This is a genomic window from Stieleria magnilauensis (assembly GCA_007753675.1).
Taxonomy (GTDB): domain Bacteria; phylum Planctomycetota; class Planctomycetia; order Pirellulales; family Pirellulaceae; genus Stieleria; species Stieleria magnilauensis.
In genome coordinates, this window is record CP036432.1 from 3,562,544 (window position 1) to 3,586,140 (window position 23,597).

The 23,597-nt window shown below is 56.6% G+C and carries 21 protein-coding genes; 16 read left to right on the forward strand and 5 right to left on the reverse strand.

Features of this window, described 5'->3' with window-relative positions; genetic code table 11:
* The first annotated feature begins 33 nt into the window (after positions 1-33).
* The gene (locus TBK1r_RS12550) at positions 34-2,145 is read left to right on the forward strand and encodes an FAD-dependent oxidoreductase (protein WP_145210827.1); all 2,112 of its coding nucleotides are present in this window, start codon (positions 34-36) and stop codon (positions 2,143-2,145) included.
* Between the two features lie 71 nt (positions 2,146-2,216).
* Here the strand turns inward: TBK1r_RS12550 and TBK1r_RS12555 are convergent, their stop codons facing one another.
* Entirely contained in the window at positions 2,217-3,074 is an 858-nt protein-coding gene (locus tag TBK1r_RS12555; RefSeq protein WP_145210830.1) for a pirin family protein, read from the reverse strand.
* Positions 3,075-3,424: 350 nt separating this feature from the next.
* Positions 3,425-3,865 (reverse strand): RidA family protein, encoded by a 441-nt coding sequence (locus TBK1r_RS12560; protein WP_145210832.1) that lies wholly within the window; start codon positions 3,863-3,865, stop codon positions 3,425-3,427.
* A 155-nt stretch (positions 3,866-4,020) separates the two neighbouring features.
* Between TBK1r_RS12560 and TBK1r_RS12565 the strand changes: the two genes are divergently transcribed.
* From TBK1r_RS12565 to TBK1r_RS12585, 5 genes are read left to right on the forward strand one after another with little or no spacing between them, the layout of a single operon-like run.
* Positions 4,021-5,508, forward strand: a complete 1,488-nt coding sequence (locus tag TBK1r_RS12565; protein WP_145210835.1) for a sodium:solute symporter family transporter — start codon at positions 4,021-4,023, stop codon at positions 5,506-5,508.
* Positions 5,509-5,532: 24 nt separating this feature from the next.
* The gene (locus tag TBK1r_RS12570; RefSeq protein WP_145210837.1) at positions 5,533-6,432 is read left to right on the forward strand and encodes a HEAT repeat domain-containing protein; all 900 of its coding nucleotides are present in this window, start codon (positions 5,533-5,535) and stop codon (positions 6,430-6,432) included.
* Complete coding sequence (locus TBK1r_RS12575) at positions 6,429-7,241, forward strand: SDR family NAD(P)-dependent oxidoreductase (protein ID WP_419581280.1); 813 nt, start codon at positions 6,429-6,431, stop codon at positions 7,239-7,241. The genes TBK1r_RS12570 and TBK1r_RS12575 overlap by 4 nt, the downstream gene beginning before the upstream one ends.
* Before the next feature lie 2 nt (positions 7,242-7,243).
* Complete coding sequence (locus TBK1r_RS12580) at positions 7,244-8,200, forward strand: succinylglutamate desuccinylase/aspartoacylase family protein (protein WP_419581281.1); 957 nt, start codon at positions 7,244-7,246, stop codon at positions 8,198-8,200.
* Positions 8,197-9,261: a pyridoxal-phosphate dependent enzyme gene (locus TBK1r_RS12585; protein ID WP_419581282.1), complete on the forward strand. Its 1,065-nt coding sequence runs from the start codon at positions 8,197-8,199 to the stop codon at positions 9,259-9,261. Before TBK1r_RS12580 ends, TBK1r_RS12585 begins: the two co-directional genes overlap by 4 nt.
* Positions 9,262-9,269: 8 nt before the next feature.
* Here the strand turns inward: TBK1r_RS12585 and TBK1r_RS12590 are convergent, their stop codons facing one another.
* The gene (locus tag TBK1r_RS12590; RefSeq protein ID WP_145210843.1) at positions 9,270-10,115 is read right to left on the reverse strand and encodes an amidohydrolase family protein; all 846 of its coding nucleotides are present in this window, start codon (positions 10,113-10,115) and stop codon (positions 9,270-9,272) included.
* Positions 10,116-10,224: 109 nt separating this feature from the next.
* Here TBK1r_RS12590 and TBK1r_RS12595 point away from each other — a divergent pair, with 109 nt between their 5' ends.
* The 5 genes from TBK1r_RS12595 to TBK1r_RS12615 all read left to right on the forward strand — a co-directional run bounded on the left by TBK1r_RS12595 (position 10,225) and on the right by TBK1r_RS12615 (position 15,004).
* Entirely contained in the window at positions 10,225-11,223 is a 999-nt protein-coding gene (locus TBK1r_RS12595; RefSeq protein WP_145210846.1) for a Gfo/Idh/MocA family protein, read from the forward strand.
* A gap of 410 nt (positions 11,224-11,633) precedes the next feature.
* Positions 11,634-11,933 carry a transposase gene (locus TBK1r_RS12600; RefSeq protein WP_419580593.1) on the forward strand — a complete coding sequence of 100 codons (300 nt, stop codon included), beginning with the start codon at positions 11,634-11,636 and terminating at the stop codon, positions 11,931-11,933.
* A gap of 29 nt (positions 11,934-11,962) precedes the next feature.
* Complete coding sequence (locus TBK1r_RS12605; protein WP_419581532.1) at positions 11,963-12,808, forward strand: IS3 family transposase; 846 nt, start codon at positions 11,963-11,965, stop codon at positions 12,806-12,808.
* 299 nt (positions 12,809-13,107) lie between these two features.
* The gene (locus TBK1r_RS12610) at positions 13,108-13,902 is read left to right on the forward strand and encodes an SDR family oxidoreductase (protein ID WP_145210849.1); all 795 of its coding nucleotides are present in this window, start codon (positions 13,108-13,110) and stop codon (positions 13,900-13,902) included.
* Positions 13,903-13,912: 10 nt separating this feature from the next.
* Positions 13,913-15,004, forward strand: a complete 1,092-nt coding sequence (locus TBK1r_RS12615; RefSeq protein WP_145210852.1) for a M24 family metallopeptidase — start codon at positions 13,913-13,915, stop codon at positions 15,002-15,004.
* A gap of 25 nt (positions 15,005-15,029) precedes the next feature.
* Here TBK1r_RS12615 and TBK1r_RS12620 read toward each other — a convergent pair whose 3' ends face one another.
* Entirely contained in the window at positions 15,030-15,695 is a 666-nt protein-coding gene (locus TBK1r_RS12620) for an RraA family protein (RefSeq protein WP_145210855.1), read from the reverse strand.
* A gap of 101 nt (positions 15,696-15,796) precedes the next feature.
* Between TBK1r_RS12620 and TBK1r_RS12625 the strand changes: the two genes are divergently transcribed.
* Both TBK1r_RS12625 and TBK1r_RS12630 read left to right on the forward strand, forming a co-directional pair.
* Positions 15,797-17,296, forward strand: coding sequence for a M81 family metallopeptidase (locus TBK1r_RS12625; RefSeq protein ID WP_145210858.1), 1,500 nt, complete (start codon positions 15,797-15,799; stop codon positions 17,294-17,296).
* 12 nt (positions 17,297-17,308) lie between these two features.
* Positions 17,309-18,232, forward strand: a complete 924-nt coding sequence (locus tag TBK1r_RS12630; RefSeq protein WP_145210860.1) for a dihydrodipicolinate synthase family protein — start codon at positions 17,309-17,311, stop codon at positions 18,230-18,232.
* 320 nt (positions 18,233-18,552) lie between these two features.
* Here TBK1r_RS12630 and TBK1r_RS12635 read toward each other — a convergent pair whose 3' ends face one another.
* Entirely contained in the window at positions 18,553-19,515 is a 963-nt protein-coding gene (locus TBK1r_RS12635) for an IS110 family RNA-guided transposase (RefSeq protein WP_145210537.1), read from the reverse strand.
* A 579-nt stretch (positions 19,516-20,094) separates the two neighbouring features.
* Between TBK1r_RS12635 and TBK1r_RS38555 the strand changes: the two genes are divergently transcribed.
* From TBK1r_RS38555 to TBK1r_RS12645, 3 genes are all read left to right on the forward strand, one after another.
* Positions 20,095-20,247: a hypothetical protein gene (locus TBK1r_RS38555; RefSeq protein ID WP_419581283.1), complete on the forward strand. Its 153-nt coding sequence runs from the start codon at positions 20,095-20,097 to the stop codon at positions 20,245-20,247.
* A gap of 26 nt (positions 20,248-20,273) precedes the next feature.
* On the forward strand, positions 20,274-22,115 hold the full coding sequence (locus tag TBK1r_RS12640) for a hypothetical protein (RefSeq protein WP_145210867.1): 1,842 nt from the start codon (positions 20,274-20,276) through the stop codon (positions 22,113-22,115).
* A 420-nt stretch (positions 22,116-22,535) separates the two neighbouring features.
* Positions 22,536-23,345, forward strand: a complete 810-nt coding sequence (locus TBK1r_RS12645; protein ID WP_145210870.1) for an AraC family transcriptional regulator — start codon at positions 22,536-22,538, stop codon at positions 23,343-23,345.
* Positions 23,346-23,597: the final 252 nt, after the last annotated feature.

Below are 23,597 nucleotides of genomic sequence, written 5' to 3' on the forward strand. Positions count from 1 at the left end.
GCGAGTATCAAACCAAGAAATGAACACCGAATCATGAAGAAGTGCTATCTCGTTGTTATTGTCCTCGCAAGCTTTTTGACGGGGCCGTTGCACGGTCAGGAATCGACAAATTCCAAGACAGTGTTGTCCAACGCGGAGGTCACGTCGGCAGATGTCGTTGTCTATGGTTCGACGCCGGGCGGGTTTTGTGCTGCGATCGCGGCGGCGCGAGAAAACGCTGCGGTGATCCTGCTGGAACCGACCGGCCATGTGGGGGCGATGACCACCGGTGGGTTGAGCCACTGCGACTCCAACCAGATGGTCCGCAGCACCCTGATGGGACTCTTCGACGAGTGGCATAGGCGAGTCGTCAAGGACTATACCGATCGCGGCTTGAAGGCTCCCTACAACCCGGCGGTGAAAGATCAATCGCGGTGGACGTTCGAGCCACATGTCGCGACGCGCGTCACGATGCAAATGCTCGCCGAATCCGGAGTCACCGTCCTGACCGAACGCTCTCTCCGATCGGTCATAAAAGAAGCAGCGCAGATCAAGGCACTGGTCACGAGCAACGGGACGTTCGCGGCCAAAGTCTTCGTCGACGGTACTTACGAAGGCGATCTGATGGCTGCCGCCGGAGTCGACTGGACGGTCGGCCGCGAAGCCCGCGACGAGTATGGCGAATCGCTGGCGGGCAAACAGTACCCGAAGCAGAAGATGGACATCGACGGCTTTGATGATGACGGCAAACTGTTGCCGCTGGTCACCACCGACGATGCCGGGCCGGAAGAGGCTGGCGATAGGAACATCATGACGTACAGTTTTCGGCTGTGTCTGACAACCGATCCCGTCGACCACGTGCCGATGCCGGAGCCGGAACACTACGACCCGGCCCGTTTCGAAGTGGTTCGGCGTGCCTTGAAGGCGGGAGAGAGACGCGTCGGCTTTGACCTTTATCCGCTACCGGGAAATAAGTTTGATGGCAACAATTCGATCGGCGGACAGTTTTCGATCGGCTTGGTCGGCGGGGGCAATCATTGGCACTCGGCGGACGAAGCGGGGCGCAAGAAGATTTGGGAAGCGCACAAACAGTATACGCTCGAATTCATTCACTTCTTGAAAACCGATCCGGCTGTTCCTGCTTCGATGCGCGATCGGTATGCGAGTCTGGGCCTTTGCAAAGACGAATTCGCGAACTACGGGCACTTCTCTCCAGCCCTCTACGTCCGTGAGTCGCGTCGGATGAAAGGCCTGTACGTCATCAGCCAAAAGGACATTCTCGACGAGCCCAGCAAGGATGATCCCATTGCGATCTCGTCATTCCCCATCGACTCACACGACGTCCAACGCGTGGCACTGAAAGACGGCGGCGTGATCAATGAGGGAACGATCTTTCCGGTCAGGCGAATTCCGGGCCAGGGTTACGCCTACCAAGTGCCCTACCGTGCGATCCTGCCGAAGCCCGACCAGTGCGGCAATCTGCTTGTGCCGGTCGCGTTGTCTTGCACCCATGTCGGCGTCTCCTCGCTGAGGATCGAAGGCGCCTGGATGGTCATCGGTCAGGCAGCTGGTGTCGCGGCCGCCCTGGCGGCGAAAGACGACGTGGTAGTGCAGGAGTTGGATTACGCAAAACTGCGTAGCCGGCTGCTGGCCCAGAAACAGGTTTTGGATCTACCGGACGAATCAGACCTGCCGACGGCAGACGGCTCCATTGATGCCGAATCGCTTCCGGGAATCGTACTCGACGACACGCAAGCGAAACTGACGGGCAACTGGTCCCGATCAACCAATTTCAAGCCGTACATTGAAAGAGGCTACGTTTTCAGCGGAGAAAAGGATTCGGAATCGAAGGGCGAGGGGAGCGCGACGGCGACGTTCCAATTCACGGTGCCAAGATCCGGTCGCTATCAACTGCTGATGGCGTATTCGGCTCACGAATCTCGGGCGCAGCAAGTCCCCGTGACGGTTTCCTCAGGCGTTCATCGCAAAAAATTTATGGTCGACCAAACCAAGCCCCTTCCCGGCGGCAAACCGTTTCGCCCGATCGGCACCGTCGATCTGGACGCGAACGCGGAAACGGTGATTCGAGTCTCGAACCTCGACACGGCCGGGTTTGTGATCTTGGATGCGCTGCAACTGATACCTGCCCAGCCGGATCCGCGATGAATTCGGGCATCGACCGAGAGACACCTCGCCGGCTGTGTTTTCGGCGTCTCGTCTCTCGTCGGGCATCGTGCTCAACCGAGCTGGCCCATCTTTCCCGCTTGGTAATCCCTGATCGCGTCGTGGATTTCTTCGCGAGAGTTCATCACAAATGGGCCTTGGCCGACAACGGGTTCGCCGAGCGGCTGGCCGGTTAAGACCAGCACTCGCGAATCTGTTTCGGACTCGATCGTGATCGAGTCGCCTTCGCGTTCGAACAGGGCGAGTTCGACGGCTTTCATCGGCGTTTCGTTTACCGACAAGCTGCCCGATTGAGCTGTCAGGATCGTCGTGTGTCCGGCCGGAACGTTCAGCGTGGCGTGTTTGCCAGCTTTCAGTTGCAGGTCCCAAACGTTGATTGGCGAAAACGTACTGGCTGGTCCGTCAGTCTCGCCGAATCGTCCCGCAATCACACGAGCCGTTCCCGCACCGTCGCCAATTTCCACTCTTGGGAACTGGTCGTCTCGCAGATCCTGGTACTTGGGTGGTGTTGATTTGTCAGTGCTGCGCAGATTGACCCAAAGCTGAACCATTTCCAACGTACCGCCGTTCCGCGTGAACGCTTCGCTGTGATACTCTTCGTGAACGATACCGTTTCCGGCCGTCATCCATTGAACGTCGCCGGGGCCGAGATGCCCGCTTCCGCCACTGGAATCCCGGTGAGCCAGTTCGCCCCGATACAGGATCGTGACCGTTTCGAATCCCTTGTGAGGATGCACGTCGACTCCACGTTTGCGGTCTGACGGGGAAAACTCATGTGGTCCTGCGTAGTCGAGCAACAGGAACGGATCGTACTCGTTGTCCCCGCCGTAAGAAAACAGGCTTCGGACGGGGAAGCCGTCGCCAACCCAATGTTGAGGAATGTCGCGTACGATTCGTTTGATTTTCTTCATTGTCATTCTCTGTCGCTCTCTCGAAAAATCAGCAGGTTCTTCTCCCATTGTGGCCCGGCAGCTTCACCCGTTGGGAAATTGCCCGACCTCCTTGAGCCGATGGTCCGTTTTCGGAGATCAAGCTGAGTTGGCTGCCCATGCCAACGTCGTCAGCGAGAGTGTCGACCATCAGCTCGATGAGCAACATGGCTACATCGTCCGGGGCGGTCATTCCATTTGTTCAGGCCATTTCAGTCTCATTTGCAATTGTGAGGCGAAAGAAACGCAAGCGGCGTTGACGGGTAATGCGACAACGCGACGGTTTAGAGCCGGCCTTCATTGATTCGAAAGCCCGGCGCAGAATCGCCAGATCATTCCTTGATTTCGAAGATCGCTTCAACCTCGACCGCGACGCCTGTCGGTAAAGCGGCAAAACCGACGGCGCTGCGTGCGTGATACCCGTCCGTGTCCTTTCCGTAGATTTCATGGACGAGGTCCGATGCGCCGTTGATGACGAGGTGCTGGTCGGTGAAATCTGGCGCCGAGTAGACCATTCCGAGTAGCTTGATGACGCGGAGATTGTCGAGTGTGCCGTGTGCGGCATGGACGCTGCGCAGGATTTTCTTCATGCAGTCCTTCGCCGCTTCGTAGCCTTGTTCGACCGTCAAGTCTTTCCCAAGCACGCCTTTCATGTCGCTGACGTGACCCGACGTGATCAGCTGATTGCCCGATCGAATACAGAGATTCAGATAGCCAGGCTCTTGGGGTTCCAAGGATACTCCCAGTTTGACGGCCTTTTCTTGTGCGCTCATCGTTGATTCAGTTCCAATGGTTGGTGAAGTGAAAAAGAGAAGTTTAGCCGCGTCTGAATCGCGTGAAAGGTCACAGACGCTTTGCGAACTGCCTATGATGTGCTTTCCCGCCAAGCTCCCACCGCGCGCAATTCTACGCACCAGCTCTTTCCACCATGACCCCGATCGACTGGATAATTCTGTTTCTGTACGCCGTTTCCACGATCGGATTGGGATGGTACTTCAGCAGAAATCAGCAGGACACGAGCGAGTACTTTGTCGGATCGGGGAAGATGAATCCGGTTCTGATCGGCGTGTCGTTGTTTGCGACGTTGTTGAGCACGATCAGCTACCTTGCGATTCCCGGTGAGGTCCTCGGCAAGGGGCCGATCTTCCTGAGCAACTACATCGCGTACCCGTTTGTTTATCTCGTGTTGGGATTCGTCATCTTGCCGGTTTACATGCGGCAACGCGTCACCAGCGCGTATGCGTTGCTGGAAGATCGGCTTGGGCTGAGCGTCCGACTACTCGGTGGAATCCTGTTTCTGACGTTGCGACTGGTTTGGATGTCGCTGCTGGTGTTTCTGACGGCCAAGGCGATCGCGGTCATGATCGGCGTTGGCGATGAAATGGTGCCTTGGATTGTTCTGGTGACGGGCATCTTTGCGGTCACGTACACCTCTTTGGGAGGACTGCGTGCGGTCGTGATCACGGACCTGATGCAGACCGTTTTGCTTTACGGGGGAGCGTTGCTCGTGATCGGAACGGTTAGTTGGCAGATGGGCGGTTTCAGCTGGTTTCCAACCCAATGGCCAACGGACATTTGGGATGAACAACCGATCTTTAGTTTTGATCCGGCGACTCGGGTAACGGTGGTCGGATCGATCGTCTCGGTCTTCCTCTGGATGGTCTGCACTTCGATGGGAGACCAGGTTTCTGTGCAGCGTTTCATGGCGACAGAGGACGCAAGATCCGCTCGCTTTGCAATGGGAATGCAGTTGATCGTCTCCGTTGTCGTCGGGGCGACGCTGGGGCTCGTCGGCATCGCGTTGCTCGGTTTCTTTCAGGCCAACACGGGGATGCTGCCAGGCGAAGGCACGTTGAAGGCGCAGGCGGACACTGTTTTTCCGCATTTCATTGCCGCTCACCTTCCGCCAGTCGTCACCGGTCTGGTCGTGTCAGGACTTTTTGCGGCTGCGATGTCGAGTATCGACTCGGGTGTAAACTCCATCACGGCAGTGGTGATGACCGATTTTCTAGAGCGTTTTGATCGCAAACCTGAGACGCACGCAAAACAACTGAAAATGGCTCGCCTGTTGGCGATCGTCATCGGTGGCGTAGTCGTCTCGCTCAGTTCGTTCATTGGTTACATCCCCGGCAATTTTATGGCGGTGACAAACAAGACCGTGAACTTGCTGACCGTGCCGATTGCGTTGTTGTTTTTCTTTGCCTTGTTCGTTCCTTTTGCCAACGCAAAAGGGGTTTGGATCGCGACCATCGCAAGCGTCACCGTGGCAGTTTTGATTGCGTTTTCGGGTGTGATTTTCGGAAAGGTTTCGGACGCTGCCCCGGACCCCGTCAGTTTTCAATGGATTTCGCCCGCCGCATTGATCGTGGGTGTGACGGTCGGGCTTGTCGCCTGTAAGTTGTTCGCAAAGAAGTAAGTTGTTCACAAAGAAGACGACCGCATGAATCGAAGAAAACTTGTCGCCATCCTTCTGGCTGTCGCTTCATCGGTGACCGCACGAGCCGATCAGGGATGGGAATTGACTCCGACGTTACGGCAAAAGTGCGTTGCGGTGCTTCGCCAAGGTTTGACCGGCGATGAGTTTTGGCCTGCGATGCATGCAGCCGAATCGCTGACGTTTGCCGGACAAACGCAGGAGGTTCGCAAGCACCTCTTGCCAAAACTTGACACCGAAACGGACGATCAACGGCGATGTGGATTGGCGAGGGAATTGGCCCGCGCGGGAGACCAAAAGAAAAGCACGCTGCTCTTGGATATCCTGCGAAAGAACAGTCCCCACGGTCACGTGCACGCTGCCGAAAGTCTGTATAAAGTCGGCTGGCCGGGCGATGGCACTGACTTGCAAAAGGCGTTTGCCAACAGCAGTGACATCCGGGTACGAATCATGGCCGCGGCTGCTCTGGCCAAGTACGATCAAGGGCCTAATCGCGATGAGTCGTTTGAGTTTCTGCGGCAAACACTTCGCGACGAGAAGGACCCAGCCCTCTTTCGACTCGCCGCGTGGATTCTGGGCAGGATCGGCGAACCGAAAGACTGCGGTCTGATTCGCTCCCGCCTTGAAGATGCGAATGACGACGCTTTGGCCCAAGCCTTTCTGCAGCACGCGCTGGCTGCACTGGGGGATCCACAAGGTCGGGAAGTCCTGATGCGAAACCTACAGTCAACCGATTCATCGATTCGAACCTATGCAGCCGTCTTCGCGGGTGAGTCGGGGATGGCAGACGCCGCTCCATTTCTGATCCGCCAACTTGATGACGAAAACCTCGATGCGCGGATTCGTGCAGCGGGTGCCCTCCTTGCACTTGACCGTCAACCCCAGACCAGTTCGGAACGACGATGAGCTTGTTTGATCTTATTCGCCTGGACGGAAAACGCGCGCTCGTCACCGGGGCAGGCTGCGGTATTGGAAAAGGCTGCGCCGTAGAGCTGGCTCACGCCGGTGCCGACCTGATTCTCAATGACCGACCTGGCAGCGACGAACTCGCCAAGACCGCCGAAGAGATTCGTGCGTTGGGAAGAAAATGTTGGACGGTTGAAGCCGATGTTTTTTCCGCAGCCGGTTGTGAATTGCTGGTTCGTCAGGCGATCGAACTTGCCGGCACAATCGACATCTTGGTCAGCAACCCGGCCTACGGAAAGCGATGCGGCTTTCTGGAGTTTCCCGCTGACGAATTCGACAAGGTGATCGACGCGACGTTCAAATCGGGGTTTCGTATCAGCCAAGCGGTCGCACGCCACATGGTTGAACGTGAGATCTCGGGAAAGATCCTGTTTGTCAGCAGCGTCGTTGGCGAGATGCCGTTTGAACGCAATGGCCCCTACGGATCGGCCAAGGCTGCTCTGAATCAGCTGACCCGGAGTATCGCGGTGGAACTGTTCCCGCATCGCATCAACGTCAACGCGATTGCGCCCGGCTGGATCGACACACCTACCGAACGAAAGACATTTACCAAGGAAGTCATCGAAGCACGAGGCCCCACCTTGCCTTGGGGACGCATCGGAACGCCGTCGGACATCGGTCGCGCCGCTGCGTTTTTGGTTTCCGAAGCCGCCGACTACATCACCGGAGTCGTGCTTCCGGTCGACGGCGGATTCCGGTTCAAGGACATGCGAGCCGACGATGAGCCACAGGAAGCTGATCCGTTGTGAGCATGAACGAAGCGATCCAGCTGGAGTTTTGTCGCTTTGGCGGAAATCATGTCGGGCCGAATCTGTTGATCACCGCGGGGGTTCACGGTGATGAGTATTTGCCGATGCTTGCCGTGGGCGAACTGATTCGCAGGTTCGATTCGGATGACAGACTTAGGCGAGAGCTGCGCGGCACGTTGACATTAATCCCGGTTGTCAATCGTTCGGCGTACCACGCCGGACGCCGCGTCGGCGATGACGGTCGGGACCTTGCACGCACTTGTCCGGGACGGCAAGACGGAACTGTGACCGAGCGAGTCGCCTATGCGTTGAGTCGTCAGATCGCCGAAGCGGATTTCTACATCGATTTGCATTCGGGAGGAACGGAGTTGTGCGTCTTGCCGTTGGCCGGTTACATGCTCCACGCAAATTCAGCGATTCTACAGCGGCAGCGTAAGGTGGCGTGCGTTTTTGGGCTGCCATTCGTCTGGGGCACGTCGGCGGAGTTGCAAGGGCGGTCCCTTTCGGTGGCGCGTGATGCCGGCGTTCCTGCCATCTACATCGAGTATCTCGGTGCGCATCGTGAGCTTTCGGAACTGTCAGGCGGTGCGTTTGCTTCAGCGGGAATCAATCACCCGCTTCTCACTGGATGTCTGAACGTGATGCGGCACTTTGAGATGCTGCCGGGAGCGATCCAGAGGTGCGACGACCAGCAAGTGGCCGAAGACTGGCGCGTCGGTTCGGGGCACATGCAAGTCAGCCATCCGGCGCCCACCGGAGGGTTCTTGACTCTTAAGGTAAAGCTCGGCCAAAGAGTCTCATGCGGCGAGTTGCTTGCCGAGATCGAATCGCTGTTCGGAGGTGAGAAGCATGCGGTGGTCGCTGAACAGGACGGGACCGTTGTCATGTTGCGCGAGTATCCGAGAATCAATGAAGGCGACTCCGTAGCCGTCATCGTGGAAACTGGAGAGCAGTCATGAGTGTGTGGCAATGGATGGATCGGTATGCCCCATCGATTCCCGAGGAGAACTGTCTCTCGCTCGGTGAGGGGCAGACGCCTTGCATTCGTTCGAGGAGTATCGGCGCTGAATTTGGGATTCGTAATCTCTTTTTTAAACTTGAGACGGTGAATCCCAGCGGGTCTTACAAAGACCGATTTGCCGCCCTGGCTGTCAGCCACATGTTGGCGAATGGTCAACACACATGTTTGGCCACGTCGAGTGGAAACACTGGCGCGGCTCTGGCAGCGTACTGCGCCGCGGCGAAGATTCGATGTCGAATCGCAGTGGTCGAATCGGCACCATCGGCCAAGCTGCAACAGATGTTGGCTTACGGAGCGGAAATCCAGCGGGTTCGAGAGTTTGGCACCGATGCGAGTGTGACAGGATGTGTTTTCGAACAACTCGAAGCGAAATCTCGGCAACCAGGTTTCGCCCTACAGATCAGCGCGTTTCGCTACAGTCCGCTCGGAATGCAGGGAGTGGAGAGCATCGCATTTGAATTGCAGGGTCAGGTGCCTAGCCAAACTGGAAGCGTTTTTTGCCCGGCGGGCGGCGGTGGGCTCACACTTGCAGTGGCTCGCGGGTTTGCCAAAGCGAGCGGACTTGCATCGGTCCACTGCGTGCAACCCGAAGGAAACGACACGATCGCCGGCGCACTTCGCGAAGGCAGCGACGAGGCGCGCAGCGTTCGCTGCAGCACGAAGGTCAGCGGGCTGCAAGTCGCCAACGTGATTGATGGCAACGAGGTCATTGCCGCTTGCCGAGAATCCGGCGGCACGGGGCACACCGTTTCGGATCAAGAGATTTTCGATGCCCAAAAGCTCCTCGCGCGTGCCGAAGGGATCTTTAGTGAACCGGCCGGTGCGGTGGCGCTCGCGGGGGCACTCAAAGCAGCCAGACGGGGCGAGCTGGATCTTGATTTGCCCGTGGTCTGCCTGGTCACCGGAAGCGGTTTCAAAGACTCGTCATCGATCGACGCAATGAATGCCGATGCGGAGTGTCCGGTCGTTAACGCGGACGCGATGTTCGCCGAGGATTGAGAGTCGAATTAGGAAATCCCAAGGATTTCGAACCCATCACGGAAAATCAACTTCTCGATTTCCTGTTCATTCAATGTGGGCAGATTCGTTCCCGCCACCATCTCGTTTAGTTTTCTCAATCCCGAGATCGATTCGTTGACCGTCGTGAACGGGTAGTCGGAGCCAAACAACAGCTTGTTCCAAACGCCGTACTCCTGGACCAGCATCAGGCTGTTGTAAAGTTGCCACGGTCGATAGTGCAGCGCACTGATGTCGGCAAACACATTGGGGTGCTTTCGAATGGTCGCCACGCACTCACCCTCGTACGGATGACTGAGGTGCGCCAGAACGAACTGAATCTCGGGGTGTCGCGTCGCAACGGGGTCGATCAATCGAGGCAACGTGTATTTCAACGGTGCTTGGCGGACAAAGGTGGTTCCGGTGTGCAGCAATACCGGCAGCCGCTTTTCTTCGACGTATTTCCAGAGCGGTTCCAGCCGATCGTCGTCGACGCCGAAGCCCGCGTACATCGGCAGAAGCTTGACACCACAAAGCCCCAGTTGCTCGTGTCCGTGCCGCATTTCGTCTTCCCATCCCGCTTGGGTTGGGTCGATGGAAAGGTATCCGGTAAGACGCTCCGGATCTTGTGCGACGTAGTCCGCGATATACTTATCATCAACCCACAAACCACTCAATCGCGCTTTCCCACCAAAGACAACGGTACGCGTCCCTGGGGGCGCGGCATCGCGGTAGTCATCCAAACGAATCGTCAGGTCGACGGTTTCCCCGGCCTTCGCCGCGGACGCTTGGCGAATGAAGTCTTCGCTGAACGCATCAGGAAATGGCCATGCGTGGCTGTGAATGTCTGTGATCATGTGAGGTCTTGACGCAGGTGTGGTGGGATTATCGTACACTATAGAGAAAGGCGCCCACGCGGTGGTTCTTGCCTAGCGTGAAGGACAGAAAGGATACACATCTGCAGTCATGACCGACCAACCTCGTATTCTGATCATCGGCGTCGGATCCATCGGCGAGCGACACCTGCGTTGCTTCCAGTCAACCGGGCGCTGCCACGTGGGGTTTTGCGAGCCGTTAAGCGATCGACGCAACGAAGTGGCTGAGCGATACGCTGTCAACGGGTACGAGTCTTGGGAGCAGGCGTTGGCGGACGAGCGTTTCTCCGCCGCCGTCATCGCTTCTCCGGCACCCTGGCACATCCCGACAGCCCAAGCCCTCACCGATCGCGGAGTTCACCTGCTGATCGAGAAACCCTTGAGCCTGAATACCGATGGCGTCTCTCAGTTGTCGGATTCCATCAAGCATCATGGAACTCGCGTCTCGATCGGGTTCGTTTATCGCTCTCTTCCGGCGCTGCAGCAGATGCGTGCGGTGATCCGGTCTGGAAAGCTGGGACGGATCGTACAAGTCCAAGTTCAATCCGGACAACACTTTCCGTTTTATCGTCCAGCCTATCGCAAGATCTATTACGCCGACGCTGCGCAAGGTGGCGGACTGATCCAGGACATGCTGCCGCATTTTTTGAACGCGGTGGAGTGGATTGCCGGACCGGCTACAAAGGTCGTCGTCGATGCAGCGCACCAGGTTCTTCCCGGGGTAGAAGTAGAAGACACCGTCAATGTTCTTTCCCGGCACGGAGACGTCTTGGCGAGTTTGACGACGAATCAACATCAGCCTGTGAACGAATCCGTCATGACCGTCTTGTGCCAGCGCGGCGCCGCTCGATGGGAACTCAATGGACATCGATGGTTCTTGGCCGATGAAATCGGAGGCGATTGGACGTTGCAGCAAGCGTTCGACCATCAACGCGATGATTTTTATATTCTTCAGGCGAATGCGTTTATGGATCTTCTTGAGGGAAAGGCAGAACCGTTATGCTGCTTCGATGAAGGAGTCGCCACGCTGCGTTCAACGCTGGCGATTCTGAAATCGAGACAGACAGACGCCTGGGAGACTGTATCCTAATGCTTTCTCACACACAGCAACCGTTGGTGTTTAGCCTTTAGGCGATTCCGGGTCGCTGCTCCGCAGCGAGAGTGGGCGGCTAAAGCCTGGACACCAACACGTATGCCCGTGGCGTTGGTGTTTAGCCTTTAGGCGATTCCGGGTCGCTGCGACGCAGCAACAGTGGGCGGCTGAAGCTTGGACACCAACACGTATGCCCGTACCGTTGGTGTTTAGCCTTTAGGCGATTCCGGGTCGCTGCTATGCAGCGAGAGTGGGCGGCTAAAGCCTGGACACCAACACGTATGCCCGTGGCGTTGGTGTTTAGCCTTTAGGCGATTCCGGGTCGCTGCTCCGCAGCGACAGTGAGGTGGTGACCTGATTCCGGGCGCGCTTGGGGCTTAGAATGGCCGACCAAGGAGATCCCCAGAATGAGCAAGAAGCCTCTTAAAGACAACAGCAAATCACGACGTCAGTATTCCGATCCATTTAAGCGGGACGCGGTACAGATGCTGCTCGACGGGCACACGGCGACCTCGATAGTCGACCGGCTCGGTTTATCAGGCACCAATTTGCTATACCGTTGGAAACGAGAGCAGCTTCGGCAAAGCGGCCCAGTTGCCTCGTCGCTTGACAATCGGGTGAAGGAATTGGAGGTCGAGCTGCGGCGAGTTGAGCGAGAGCGTGACATCTTAAAAAAAGCATTGTCTATTTTCAGCCGAAGCGACTGATTGATCGGTTTGTCGCCGCAGCAGAAGTCATTGACTCGACGAACGTATCGGCCAGCGAGGTTTGTAACGCTCTATCACTTTCGCGAAGTTCGTTCTACGGATTTCAACAGGTGAGTCGACGTGACGAGCCGACTCGGACCGAGGAGCTTTCACCCATGATTATCGACATTTTCTGGAAGCATCGGCGACGTTACGGCGCTCGGCGAATCGTCAGTGAATTGGCCGATCGCGGCATCGTCGTCTGCCGAAGGACGGTGGCGGAAGCGATGAAATTACAGGGATTGAGGGCAATTCAGCCCAAATCCTTCAAACCAAAAACAACCGAAAGTCGACATCGATTGGGATACAGTCCGAATTTGCTGTTGGATCCATTCGAACTCAACACCATCAACAGGCTTTGGGTCGCAGACATCACCTATATCCCCATCGCGGGTCGAAGGTTTGCCTACCTGTCGATGGTGATGGACCGATTCTCACGACGAATCATCGGGTGGAAATTGGATGTGACGATGACTGAACAACTTGTCATTGATGGCTTGAAGGATGCGATCAGGAGTCGGCAACCTGGTCGAGACCTAATCCATCACAGCGATCGCGGCGGCCAGTACGCTGGCAATCGGTTTCGTCAGATATTGAAGCGTTCTTCGATCCGACAGAGCATGAGCCGTGCCGGCGACTGTTACGACAACGCATTCATGGAAAGTTGTTTCGGAACGATCAAGACCGAGCTGGAGATAACCGAATACGAGACTGTGACTGAAGGAGAACGTAAGTTGGGAGGTTACTTCGGCTACTACAACCGAGATCGAAAGCACTCGAGTCTTGGCTACCAGACACCTACACAATTTGAATCCACTCACCCAGGTCAAAAATAAGACTTCGGCGCGCCCGGAATCAGGTCACCACCTCACAGTGGGCGGCTGAAGCCTGGACACCAACACGTATGCCCGTGGCGTTGGTGTTTAGCCTTTAGGCGATTCCGAGTCGCTGCGACGCAGCAACAGTGGGCGGCTGAAGCTTGGACACCAACACGTATGCCCGTACCGTTGGTGTTTAGCCTTTAGGCGATTCCGAGTCGCTGAAACGCAGCGACAGTGGGCGGCTGAAGCCTGGACACCAACACGTATGCCCGTAGCACCCGTTAAAGCACTCGAACGATCACCGGAATAATCGTATGAATGATACAACGATACAACAGCTGTTCGATCTGACCGGTCGGGTGGCTCTCATCACGGGAGCTTCTGGTTGGCTCGGAAACGCGATGGCTGCGGCGCTGGCGGAAGCGGGGGCCAACGTGGTGGTCGCCAGTCGAGACCAGAGTAAGGCGGACGAGGCACGGGGCACGCTTCCAACGCACAAAGGGAGCCAACACCATGCTGTTGTACTCGATCAACTCGACGAAGCGTCCGTCTGTCGTGGCTTCGAGGATGCCGTTACGAAAGCGGGCGGGGTCGACATCTTGATCAACAACGGTCACGCTGCGGACGGTCATGATTTGACCGATGTGAGCGCCGACCAGTTTCAACAGGTCCTCGCGAACGCAACCGGTTGGTTTCTACTGTCGCGGCAGTTCCACGGCCATGTCGTCAATCGCAATGCGTCGGGCTGCATCGTAAACATTGGGTCGATGTACGGTCAGGTCGGTTCCTATCCCGATGCCTACGAGGGCATTTGCGCGGCGAGTCCGGTTTCGTATCACACGCTCAAAGGCGGGATCATCCACATGACCCGCCACCTCGCCGTCTATTGGGCAAAAGACAATGTTCGCGTCAACTGCTTGAGCCCAGGCCCGTTTCCAGGACCCGGTGTCGCACAGGAACTGGTGGAGCGACTGAAAGCCAAATCGCCGATGGGGCGAATGGGGTTGCCGCACGAACTCAAGGGCGCCCTGCTGCTGTTGGCCAGTGATGCGGGAAGCTACATTACTGGCCAGAATTTAACCGTCGATGGCGGTTGGACCGCGTGGTGAGGAATCCGTGATGCAAGAATTGCCGCAATTGTCGATCGAATCCTGTCGTGTTCGCCAACACAGACTTTGCGAAGCGCTCGCCGACCTAAAAGCGGATCGTGCGATTCTTGTCGCTCCCGAGAATGTCCAATGGCTGACCGGTTTTCGCCCCCACCCGTTGATGCGGGCGATCGCGGTGCTCGATGTTGATGATGGCTGCACGCTGATTGCACCCGGCGAAGAGCCACCGCATCATGCGGCAGACGAGATTCGAATTTTTGAGGCGCAATGGCGATGCACGTTGCGGCAAGATCAATTGAAAACTGCGATGCAACGGGTGAAGAAATCAAACAAGCGAACGGCGTTGGAATTCTCGTCTTGCGGGGAGCACGTCAGGCAGAGTCTGGACTCCGAGCCGATCGATTTAGATTCGGCATTTTGGAACCTGCGACGCAAAAAGGAACCCGATGAGCTTGGGATGATGCTGCACGCGATCGATTGCACGGACGCAATGTATCAAAAGGCTCGCGAGATCATTCGGCCGGGTATCACCGAGCTGGAAGTCTTTTGTCAGCTTCACCGCGTCGGCGTGCAAACCGCCGGCGAACCGTTGACAGCCCTTGGCAACGATTACCAAAGCAATTCACCGGGTGGGCCGCCTCGCACGCGTCCCGCACAAGCAGGCGAGTTGATGATTTTGGATCTGGGGCCGGCATACCGAGGTTACCACGCCGACAACTGCCGCACCTTTGCCGTCAACGGACAGCCAACCGAGGAACAACTCAGGGCGAGAGACGTCATCATGACCGTGTTTGATTTGGTCAAAGCGTTTGTGAAACCGGGGCAGTCCTGTCAAGAATTGTTCGTTCAAGCGAAAGCGTTGCTGGACGAATACGAACCCGACGCGTTCTTTCATCATTTGGGTCATGGCGTCGGTTTGTACCCGCACGAAGCCCCGCACTTGAATCCGAGTTGGGACGATCGATTTTCCGAAGGCGATGTGTTCACCGTCGAGCCGGGGCTCTACAACGCATCGTTGCGGGCGGGGATTCGGATCGAAGAAAACTACGTCGTCACCTCAAACGGTGTTCGGCAATTGACCAAGACGTCGACGCAGTTGTGATCAAAGGCGGTCACTTTCGCTTTCTTTACAGCACGCCGTACTTGTGAAAGGCATCGGTTGCCTTCATGCCGCCCGCGATCGCGGCTCTGACTTTGTTCTCATCGTGCACTTTATTCCAAGCGAGGGACAGCACTTCTGCTTCGACTTTCTGCGGCACGACGACAATCCCATCTTCATCAGAAATTACCAAGTCCCCCGGAGAAAACACGACGGAGTCAATTTCCACAGGAACATCCACATCAACCACGCGTTGCCGATTCTTACTGTCGTACAAGCACGTGCCACGAGCGACGACGGGAAAGCCCAGCTGTCGGATTTTTCCGACGTCACGAATCGCGCCATCAACGATGGCACCAACACAGCCGCCATGGAGTACCGCGGTGGTTAGCAGCTCGCCCCAGATTCCTGATCTCATCGATCCTCCGGCCGCAGCAATCAACACATCATCGATCCCACAACTGTCAACGGCTTTCAGTTCCAATTCGTAAGGGGCAGGATCCTCATGGAACATGTCTGCCCAAAGGGTGGTGCGGCATCGGCCCACGATCATTTCGCCGGATGTAAGTTGACGCAGTGGCGTGCGTGGCGACTGATTGGTGTACCCTATCGAGTCCAACGCATCACAAATGACGGCAGAATACATTTGCTGGCGAACGTCCGTGAGCGAGATTTCATTGGGTGCTGGGGCCATTCTTGCGTTTTTTTATGGGCAACGAGCAGGGAAGAATCGGACGATGGTAACGTAACCAACGACCCGAGACGACCTTTGAGCTGCCTGATCAATGATTTCCGATGCGAATTGGTATTATCGCGCTACTGCACGAATCGAACACGTTTTCGTTTCAACCAACCACCTTAAAATCGTTTCACCAGAACCTGTTATTAACAGGCGAATCGATTCGCACGGCCCTTGCGGATGCCCATCACGAGGTTGGTGGTTTCTTTGCCGGTCTCGACGAGAGTATTGACGCCAGTGTCAATGCGGGGAAAGCGGAAGCCGTTCCGCTGTTTGCCGCGCGAGCGTTACCATCGGGAACGATCCGCGCTGAGGCATTTGACTCGCTGGTCAGCCAACTGCTCGATTGTGTCCGCGAAAGCGAACCGCTCGATGGAATCCTTGTGGCTCCCCACGGCGCAACGGTTAGCGAAAACTACCCGGACGCCGACGGCCATTGGCTCAGTGAGTTGCGTCAACTGGTCGGCCCAGAGATGCCGATCATCGGAACGCTGGACGCGCATGCAAATTTGTCGCCGCTGATGGTGGAGAGCTGCACCGCATTGATCGCCTACCGCACCAATCCTCATCTGGACCAACGTGAACGAGGTTTGGAAGCCGCCAACATGATCCTGCGAACGCTGCGCGGTGAGATAACGCCAGTCATGTCGGCTTGCTTTCCACCGATGGCGATCAGCATTGAAAAGCAATGCACCGAAGAACCGCCGCTGGATGCTCTGTATCGTGCCGCGAACGAGCAATTGAAAATGGAGGGCGTACTCTCGAACAGTATTTTGCTTGGCTTTCCCTACGCCGACGTGGAAGAAATGGGGGCTGCCACGATTGCCGTGACCGACGGACGCAGACGACTCGCCAGTCAGCTGGCGGACGAACTGGCTTCGTCGCTTTGGCAGTTGAGAACGCAATTTTGTAGCGAATTCACATCGGTCGACGAAGCGATCCGTCAATGCGAACAAACAGAACGCAGGATTTGTCTGCTGGACATGGGGGACAACGTTGGCGGAGGATCAGCGGCGGATGGGACGGAATTGCTGGGGGCGATTCATGCTCAGAAAATCGGACCGTCATTTGGTTGTCTGTATGATCCGGAGTCAGTCGCTTGCTGTGATCGAGCAGGTGTCGGATCGATCATTCGGCTCCGTGTTGGCGGGAAAACGGACGCTCAACACGGCGATCCGATCGACGTGACCGTCAAAGTGATCTCGCTCTGTGACGGCAAGTTTTGCGAATCAAAGCCTCGGCACGGTGGCATCACGGATTTTGATCAGGGGCGAACGGCAGTTTGTGAAACCGATCATGGATTGACGCTCATGCTCACTTCCCGGCGGATGGTCCCGTTCAGCCTACAGCAGCTCAAGGGCTGTGGAGTCGATCCGATGCGGTTTCGAATTCTTGTCGCCAAGGGCGTCAATGCACCGATTGCAGCCTATCGCGAGGTGTGTTCGTCCTTCATTCGAGTCAACACGCGGGGCGCCACTTGCGCGGACCTAAGCCGATTGACCTACAAGCATCGTCGCCGTCCGATGTTTCCCATGGATCCTGAATCAACGCAATGACCGGAGCGAATCATGACGTCCTCAGCGACTAGCCAGCCCTTGCACGGAGTTCTTCCCGTTCTGCACACGCCATTGACCGAACAAGGCGAGATGGATCACGAATCGCTTCAGCGCGAAATCGACTGGGCGTTTGAGACAGGCGCCGATGGAGTCGTTGTTGCGATGGTCAGCGAGATCCTCCGGCTCGGCGACCGCGGACGGCGTGAGCTTGTTGAACAAGTGTGCGAAAGGGTGAGTGGTCGTGGAGACATCGTCATCAGCGTCGGAGCCGAGAGCACGGCCGGAGCGGTTGATTTCGCCCGACATGCGGAGGATTGGGGCGCTTCTGCCGTGATGGCAATCCCACCGGTTGCAACGACACTGGGAGCCACGGCCACATGCGAGTATTTTTCTGCGATTGCCAGCAGTGTTTCAATTCCGCTGGTGGTTCAGGACGCATCGGGATACGTGGGTGCTGCAATCGACTTGGGCGTGTATCTCGAATTGCTCAATCGATTTGGCAGTCAGCGGATCTTTTTCAAACCCGAAGCCAGCCCGCTCGGTCCCAATCTCTCGAAACTTCGCGACGCAACCGATGGTCAAGCCAGGATCTTTGAGGGTTCCGGCGGGATCAACCTTGTCGATTGTCATCGCCGCGGCATTGTTGGGACCATGCCGGGTACCGATTTGCTAGACGGAATCGTCGCGCTTTGGGACGCACTTCAAGCAGGTGACGAGAAACGCACGTACGCATTGTCTCTGCCCATCGTGGCGATCGTTGCGTTGCAGATCCAAGCCGGCCTGGACGGTTTCTTGGCAATCGAAAAGTATTTGATGCAAAAACGAGGGCTGTTCCGCAATGCGCACCAAATTCAACCTGTCGCGTGGACCCTTGACGAAGAAACCCGAGCCGAAGTCGATCGTCTATTCGCGCTCCTGCAGGCCGCGATCGAATGACGTCTCCCATCACGCCGATTCGCCCTCTATCCCAGGCCTGGCCGAACCTGCCCTCACCCAATTGGTGCCATCGGCTGTCTTAGTTTCTGTCAATGGCGAGTGATGGCTCGCCCGGAAGTTTTCTTGGTTTTGCATCTTTGGCTCTGGTTGGTGAGATTCAGCTCAGGGTGGTATTGAGGGGGGCTGACGCTCGTTCGGGACTCAACGAAACGGGCTCACCAAACGTCTTGTTGTATGAAGGGGGTGAGTGACTTCCGATGCGACACGTATGCATGTGGGACTTTGCCATGTCGGACATATGCCAGTGTTGCCCCAGAGGCCTATCCCGCAGGCGCGAGAGTGGATTCACGCCAAGGCGTTCCTTCGCGCACCATGACATTCAGCGTTACCAAGAGCTTTCGCATCACCGCCACGATCGCCACCTTCGGCGGCTTGCCTTTGGCCAGCAGGCGTTGGTAGAACGCTTTCATGATCGAATTGTGTCGCGTGGCAACCAAAGCGGCCATGTAAAGCACTTTGCGGACCAGGGAGCGACCGGCAAACGTGCTGCGTTTGCCTTCCTTTTGGCCGCTATCACGGACGATCGGCGCGACGCCAACGAGCTTGGCAATTTGGCCGCGGTTGAGCGAGCCTAGTTCGGGGAGCTCGGCCAGAAACATCGCGACCGTTGCGGTGCCGACACCGGGGCACGAAGCGAGCAGCGCTGCTCGCTCTGACAGGGGTTGGCTGGCATCGATCAGCGCGGCAATTTTCTTCTCAATCCCCACGATTTGCCGTTTATAGAAGTCCAACGCTTCCTGGATGACTTCACGCACTTCCTCGTCGCGGGCTTGGGCAAGGCGGTTCCGTTCGGCCGACTGTTGCGAGAGAATTTGATCACGTCGATGCACCAGCGCCTTGAGCTTGCGTTCTTCGGGAGAAGGTTTCTCACGCAACTTTGGCGTGACGACCTCACCAAACCGGGCGATCATTCTGGCGTCGATCGGATCGTTCTTTTCGATCAGTCCGATCCCTTTGGCGAACGATCGCACCTGCGCGGGGTTGCACACGCAACAATCCGTGTCGGCTTCGTGCAAAGCGTCCACCAGATTGCTTTCGTAGCCTCCGGTGGCTTCCATCACCACGATTGTCTTGGCACGCTTGCGGCGGAGAAGTTTGATCCACGCGTTGATTGCTTCCGGTGTGTTATCGATCGTTTGATGTACTTTTGCCACCGAATCGAAGAGATCAAGTTTGCGGCTTGCGACGTCAACCCCAATGAATCTTTTGTAAACTGTCGTCATCGTTTGGTCCCTGGATAGTAGTGCGAGCTCACACTTGCCGGTGGCACCCTTCATCCACCAGGGCATGTCGACCGGACAGCCCCGCATCCAAACCGTCGGCTTTGCAAATCCACTGGCCGCAGTTCATCAGCGTTGTGCTGGCAACGGCGTCTTGATCTCATTGGTACACTTCAAACATCCGTGGGCGCTCGACTCCCAAGGAACGGAGCGTCGTGCGTTTGATCGGGTTCGTCTTTCAATAAAAGAAAAACACCTTCGACCACACGACGCGAGTGACGGGAAAGTCATGCGCCTGTGGATCACTCAATGGGCCGCGAGAGATCAAAACGTCGATCGAACCAAAACGCTGACGACCTGCGGCCGGAGGATTCGCGAAGCGGGCGCCAGCCTTCCGGGCTGGAGTCACGCGTTTGCCCCACCCATCGACGCCGCACGTCAACCGTCGAAGCGGAAAGCAAATCGATTAAGTTCAACGCAGCGTCTATTCGTCTGCCGCGTCTGTGCTAAAGACTGCGTGGCTGTGCGTTGGTGCCGTCCGGAGGCGGCAACCCGCACGCCGAGCTCAATGCAAAAGAGGGCATGATTTGGTGCCCCCCACCAAACCTTGACGCCATTGAAGCTCAAAACGTCAACACTTCAACCGATCCGGGCATTCAAACCCAAACCACCAACACCGTCGAAGCCACCGGTTTGCTGAACAACAGCGGAAGCGAGAGTATAATCACGTTCTAACGCTCTTTGAATCGGGGAAAAGCTCTATGGACCGAATGACCCTCGCAGCGTTGGCTGTCTTTTCGCTGTTCGGCGCCATTGCTGCCGCTGACGAATTTCACCCCCGGCCAGACGAAGCGACTTTGAAAGATACTGAACGACTCTATCGGCGCGTTGGCGTAGAGAAGGACTGGCATTCAATTCATGTTGTTGGCAATCACGGCTATCGAATTGAGGGCAACACCGTTATCGAAGTTGCCGTTTCCGACAAGCCGAAACAGCGTAAGGCGAGTGTGCCGGCAGACTATCGCCTCCGCTGGCTGGACGCTGCCGAAGGGATCGCCTTCATCGTCGCTGACCGTGACGTTGCGAAACTCGATCCAGACGATCCTAAATCGAATCGCGTATTCCACCGACTTGATCTCGATTCGATGGAGTGGCTTGATCCGTTCAAATTGCCAGAACCCTCGATCAAATCAACACACCAGCAGAGAATTTTTCTGGGCCAGCACGCGAACGAAAAGCCACAAACTCTGGTGCTCGCAGATCATTTGCTCGTCACACCCAAGGGTGTCGTGGTGCTTTCTTCGGAAAGCGACGTGTATCGTGACGAATCGTTTCCAGACTTCCCGCAGCGTGAATTGATCGGCTACCACGTTAGTTGCTTTTCGGCCAGAGAAACCGAAGCAAAGTGGGACGCCATCATCCGCAACGGCAATCCGGCAAATCGCAGTGTCGGTTTTGCGATGTCGTCCTACGGCGATTCGATAGATCGACTCACATATGTCTCTTCTCCCCACGACAATGACCTGATCCTTGTACTCCCCAGCGAATGCGATCCGCTCATTTGCGTGACTGCTGCTGACGGAAAAGTACGCTGGCGAATTCCGGCGATTTGGGAGTACGAGCGGGGCTTCTTCGGTCCCAGCGTCTTCGAGCACTACATTGAGCGATTCGGGCTGGACTCTATGACCGTCCAATCGGCAAAGAGTTCGGTGCTGCCCGGCAACGAGAAGGTCGACAGGAAGGAACTCCGCATGAGAATCCAATCGAAGGTGCAAGGACGCCGCAAGCTGACCGCCGCTCGCAAGGCTTTTTACGCCCGATACCAAGGTCGGATCACTGGCGGGCCTTTCGTCGCGTCTCACGCTGACCGCTTTGGAAGCCCTAGGATTTACATGGCGGCAGCACGTTCGCTCAAGCCCGAACCGGGCTGTATGGAGCAACCGGAGCACGCACTTATCTACGAGATCGAACCCAGCGGTGACGGAGCAGAGATAACTGGCATGACCCGACTGCCGCGCGCCGTGATTAGTCAGCCCTATCGAAAAGTCCCCGGCGGCGTCGTGCTGTCGTGCGAGAAGGGCTGCATGGTCCGGTTGCGGACATACGAACCGGTATTCGGTGGGATAATGGGTCCAGGGAGAGCGGCCGACGACCTAGTGCTCCAAGTTGACTGGTATCGAGAATACCTGATGCACAGCCCCTCTGCGTGGCTCTATGCCGATCCGCGTACCGACGTTGCCGGCTTTTCAAAGGCGAGGCTTTTTCGCCCGAGCAGAGCGTACGTCCGCAAGAAGGAAGACGAGGTTTACCAATTGCAAATCAACGCGGTCGATTTGCGAACCGGCTTGGACGGCGACCTGACACTTTCTGTCCCGTTCAAAGGAAGTCTCCCTCTTCCCGAAGCGGGTCTTAGCTCATTCAATCGAGGTACGGCCACAGAGCGGTTCTACGCCCACGGCCCGCACGCCATTTGGATCGACCGCCTCAGTGTCGAAGGCGAAAGGTTGAAAGTCGTGGTAGCTCACGACAACTCCTACACAGAACTGTCCTTCGACCTGTCAGCAATGCTTGCCGACGAAGTGAGCGTCAAAAGGGACAAATGATCCCATTTGCCGGCCTGTGATCGTGCGCCTGCCAAATAGCGTCAGCATTGGCCCAAGCTCAAAAGCCCTTTGTTTCCACGGTTCATTGCCCAGAAAAGAATGATGACATGATTTGGTCCCACCCACCAAACCAGGACGGCAACGAAGACGAACGCTCCCACTAGCAACTCAGCAGGAGGGACGCACAGATCACACGTGGTGGGTGGCACCATTCATCGCGATGCTATTCGAATGTCGCGATGGTGTTATCTCTCGATGTCGGGTGTTAGCGGCTTAGTGGCGTTTTCCGTGTAGAACAGGAAGCCCCCGACAGGCCACTCTTCGTCCTGCTTGCTCGCACTTATCCCGCGACGTAAACTCTCTGTTGCCTTTCACGTTGTTTGAATCGCCACCGAGGACAATATGGCTTCCGGATTAAGAGTGAAGCATTTCAAAGTTCGCGGTTCTTCCGATGACGGGATTACGGTGCATCAATGGGAGTCGGTCGAACACACTTGGCCGAATCACTCACACCCTGAATACAAACTGGGCGTTTCCGAAGGCGGAACGGGAACGTTTTTTTATCGTGGCCAGCGATACTTCACCGGACCGGGGAAGCTGCTTGTCATTCACCCCAACGAAGTGCATTCGTGCACGGCTACCGGAGCGTGGCGTTATCTCTATGCTGCCCCAAACGTCATCGCCAGTATCGTCAAGACGTTTGACCGCAACGGTGATATCGAACCATTGCTGCTGCCCCCGGTCATCGACGACACGCAACTTGTGGAGCTCGTTTTGCAGGCTCACCGGGCGATGGACGACGGAGATCCGCAGTTGGATCAGGAATCAGCCTTTTATGAAGCCATCTGTGAGCTTTTAGTGCGGCACGCGTCAATGCCGGACATTCCGAAAAAGCGGGGACGTGCGAACATTCGCAGAGTCAAGGAGAGCTTGGAAGCGAAATTCCGCGAGAATGTCTCGCTTCACGAACTCGCCCAATTGGCTGGGACCTCCGCCCCGTATCTAAGCCGCGTCTTCTCCAAAGAGGTCGGCATTCCCATCCAGGCCTATCTCTCTCAAATCCGAGTGCGTCGTGCGCAGCAGATGTTGATGGCTGGTGAGACGCTAGCTAATGTCGCCTACGATGCCGGTTTCGCGGACCAGTCGCACTTCACGCGGCATTTCAAACGATTCATCGGGGTCGCGCCGGGAGCGTATTCCAAGGCGGTGAATCCATCGAGCAACTCCTGACGCGCCGTCGCAACCCCAAAGCCGTCCGGTGTCAGGCGCAATCGATCGCGAAAAATCGGATGGCTCGCGCCCTTCCGCTAAGAAATCCACCGTTTTGATGCCAAAGTGGACGGGCGCTGGGGACGATCCTCAGGTCCTGAGCCCGCGCCAATCCTTGCGGTCCATTCGTTTGACGGCGCGCAAAATCGTTCAAGAAGCTTCCCGGGCACTTCCCTAAACTCATGACGTTGAAGGGCTACCAGTCAGCCCCGT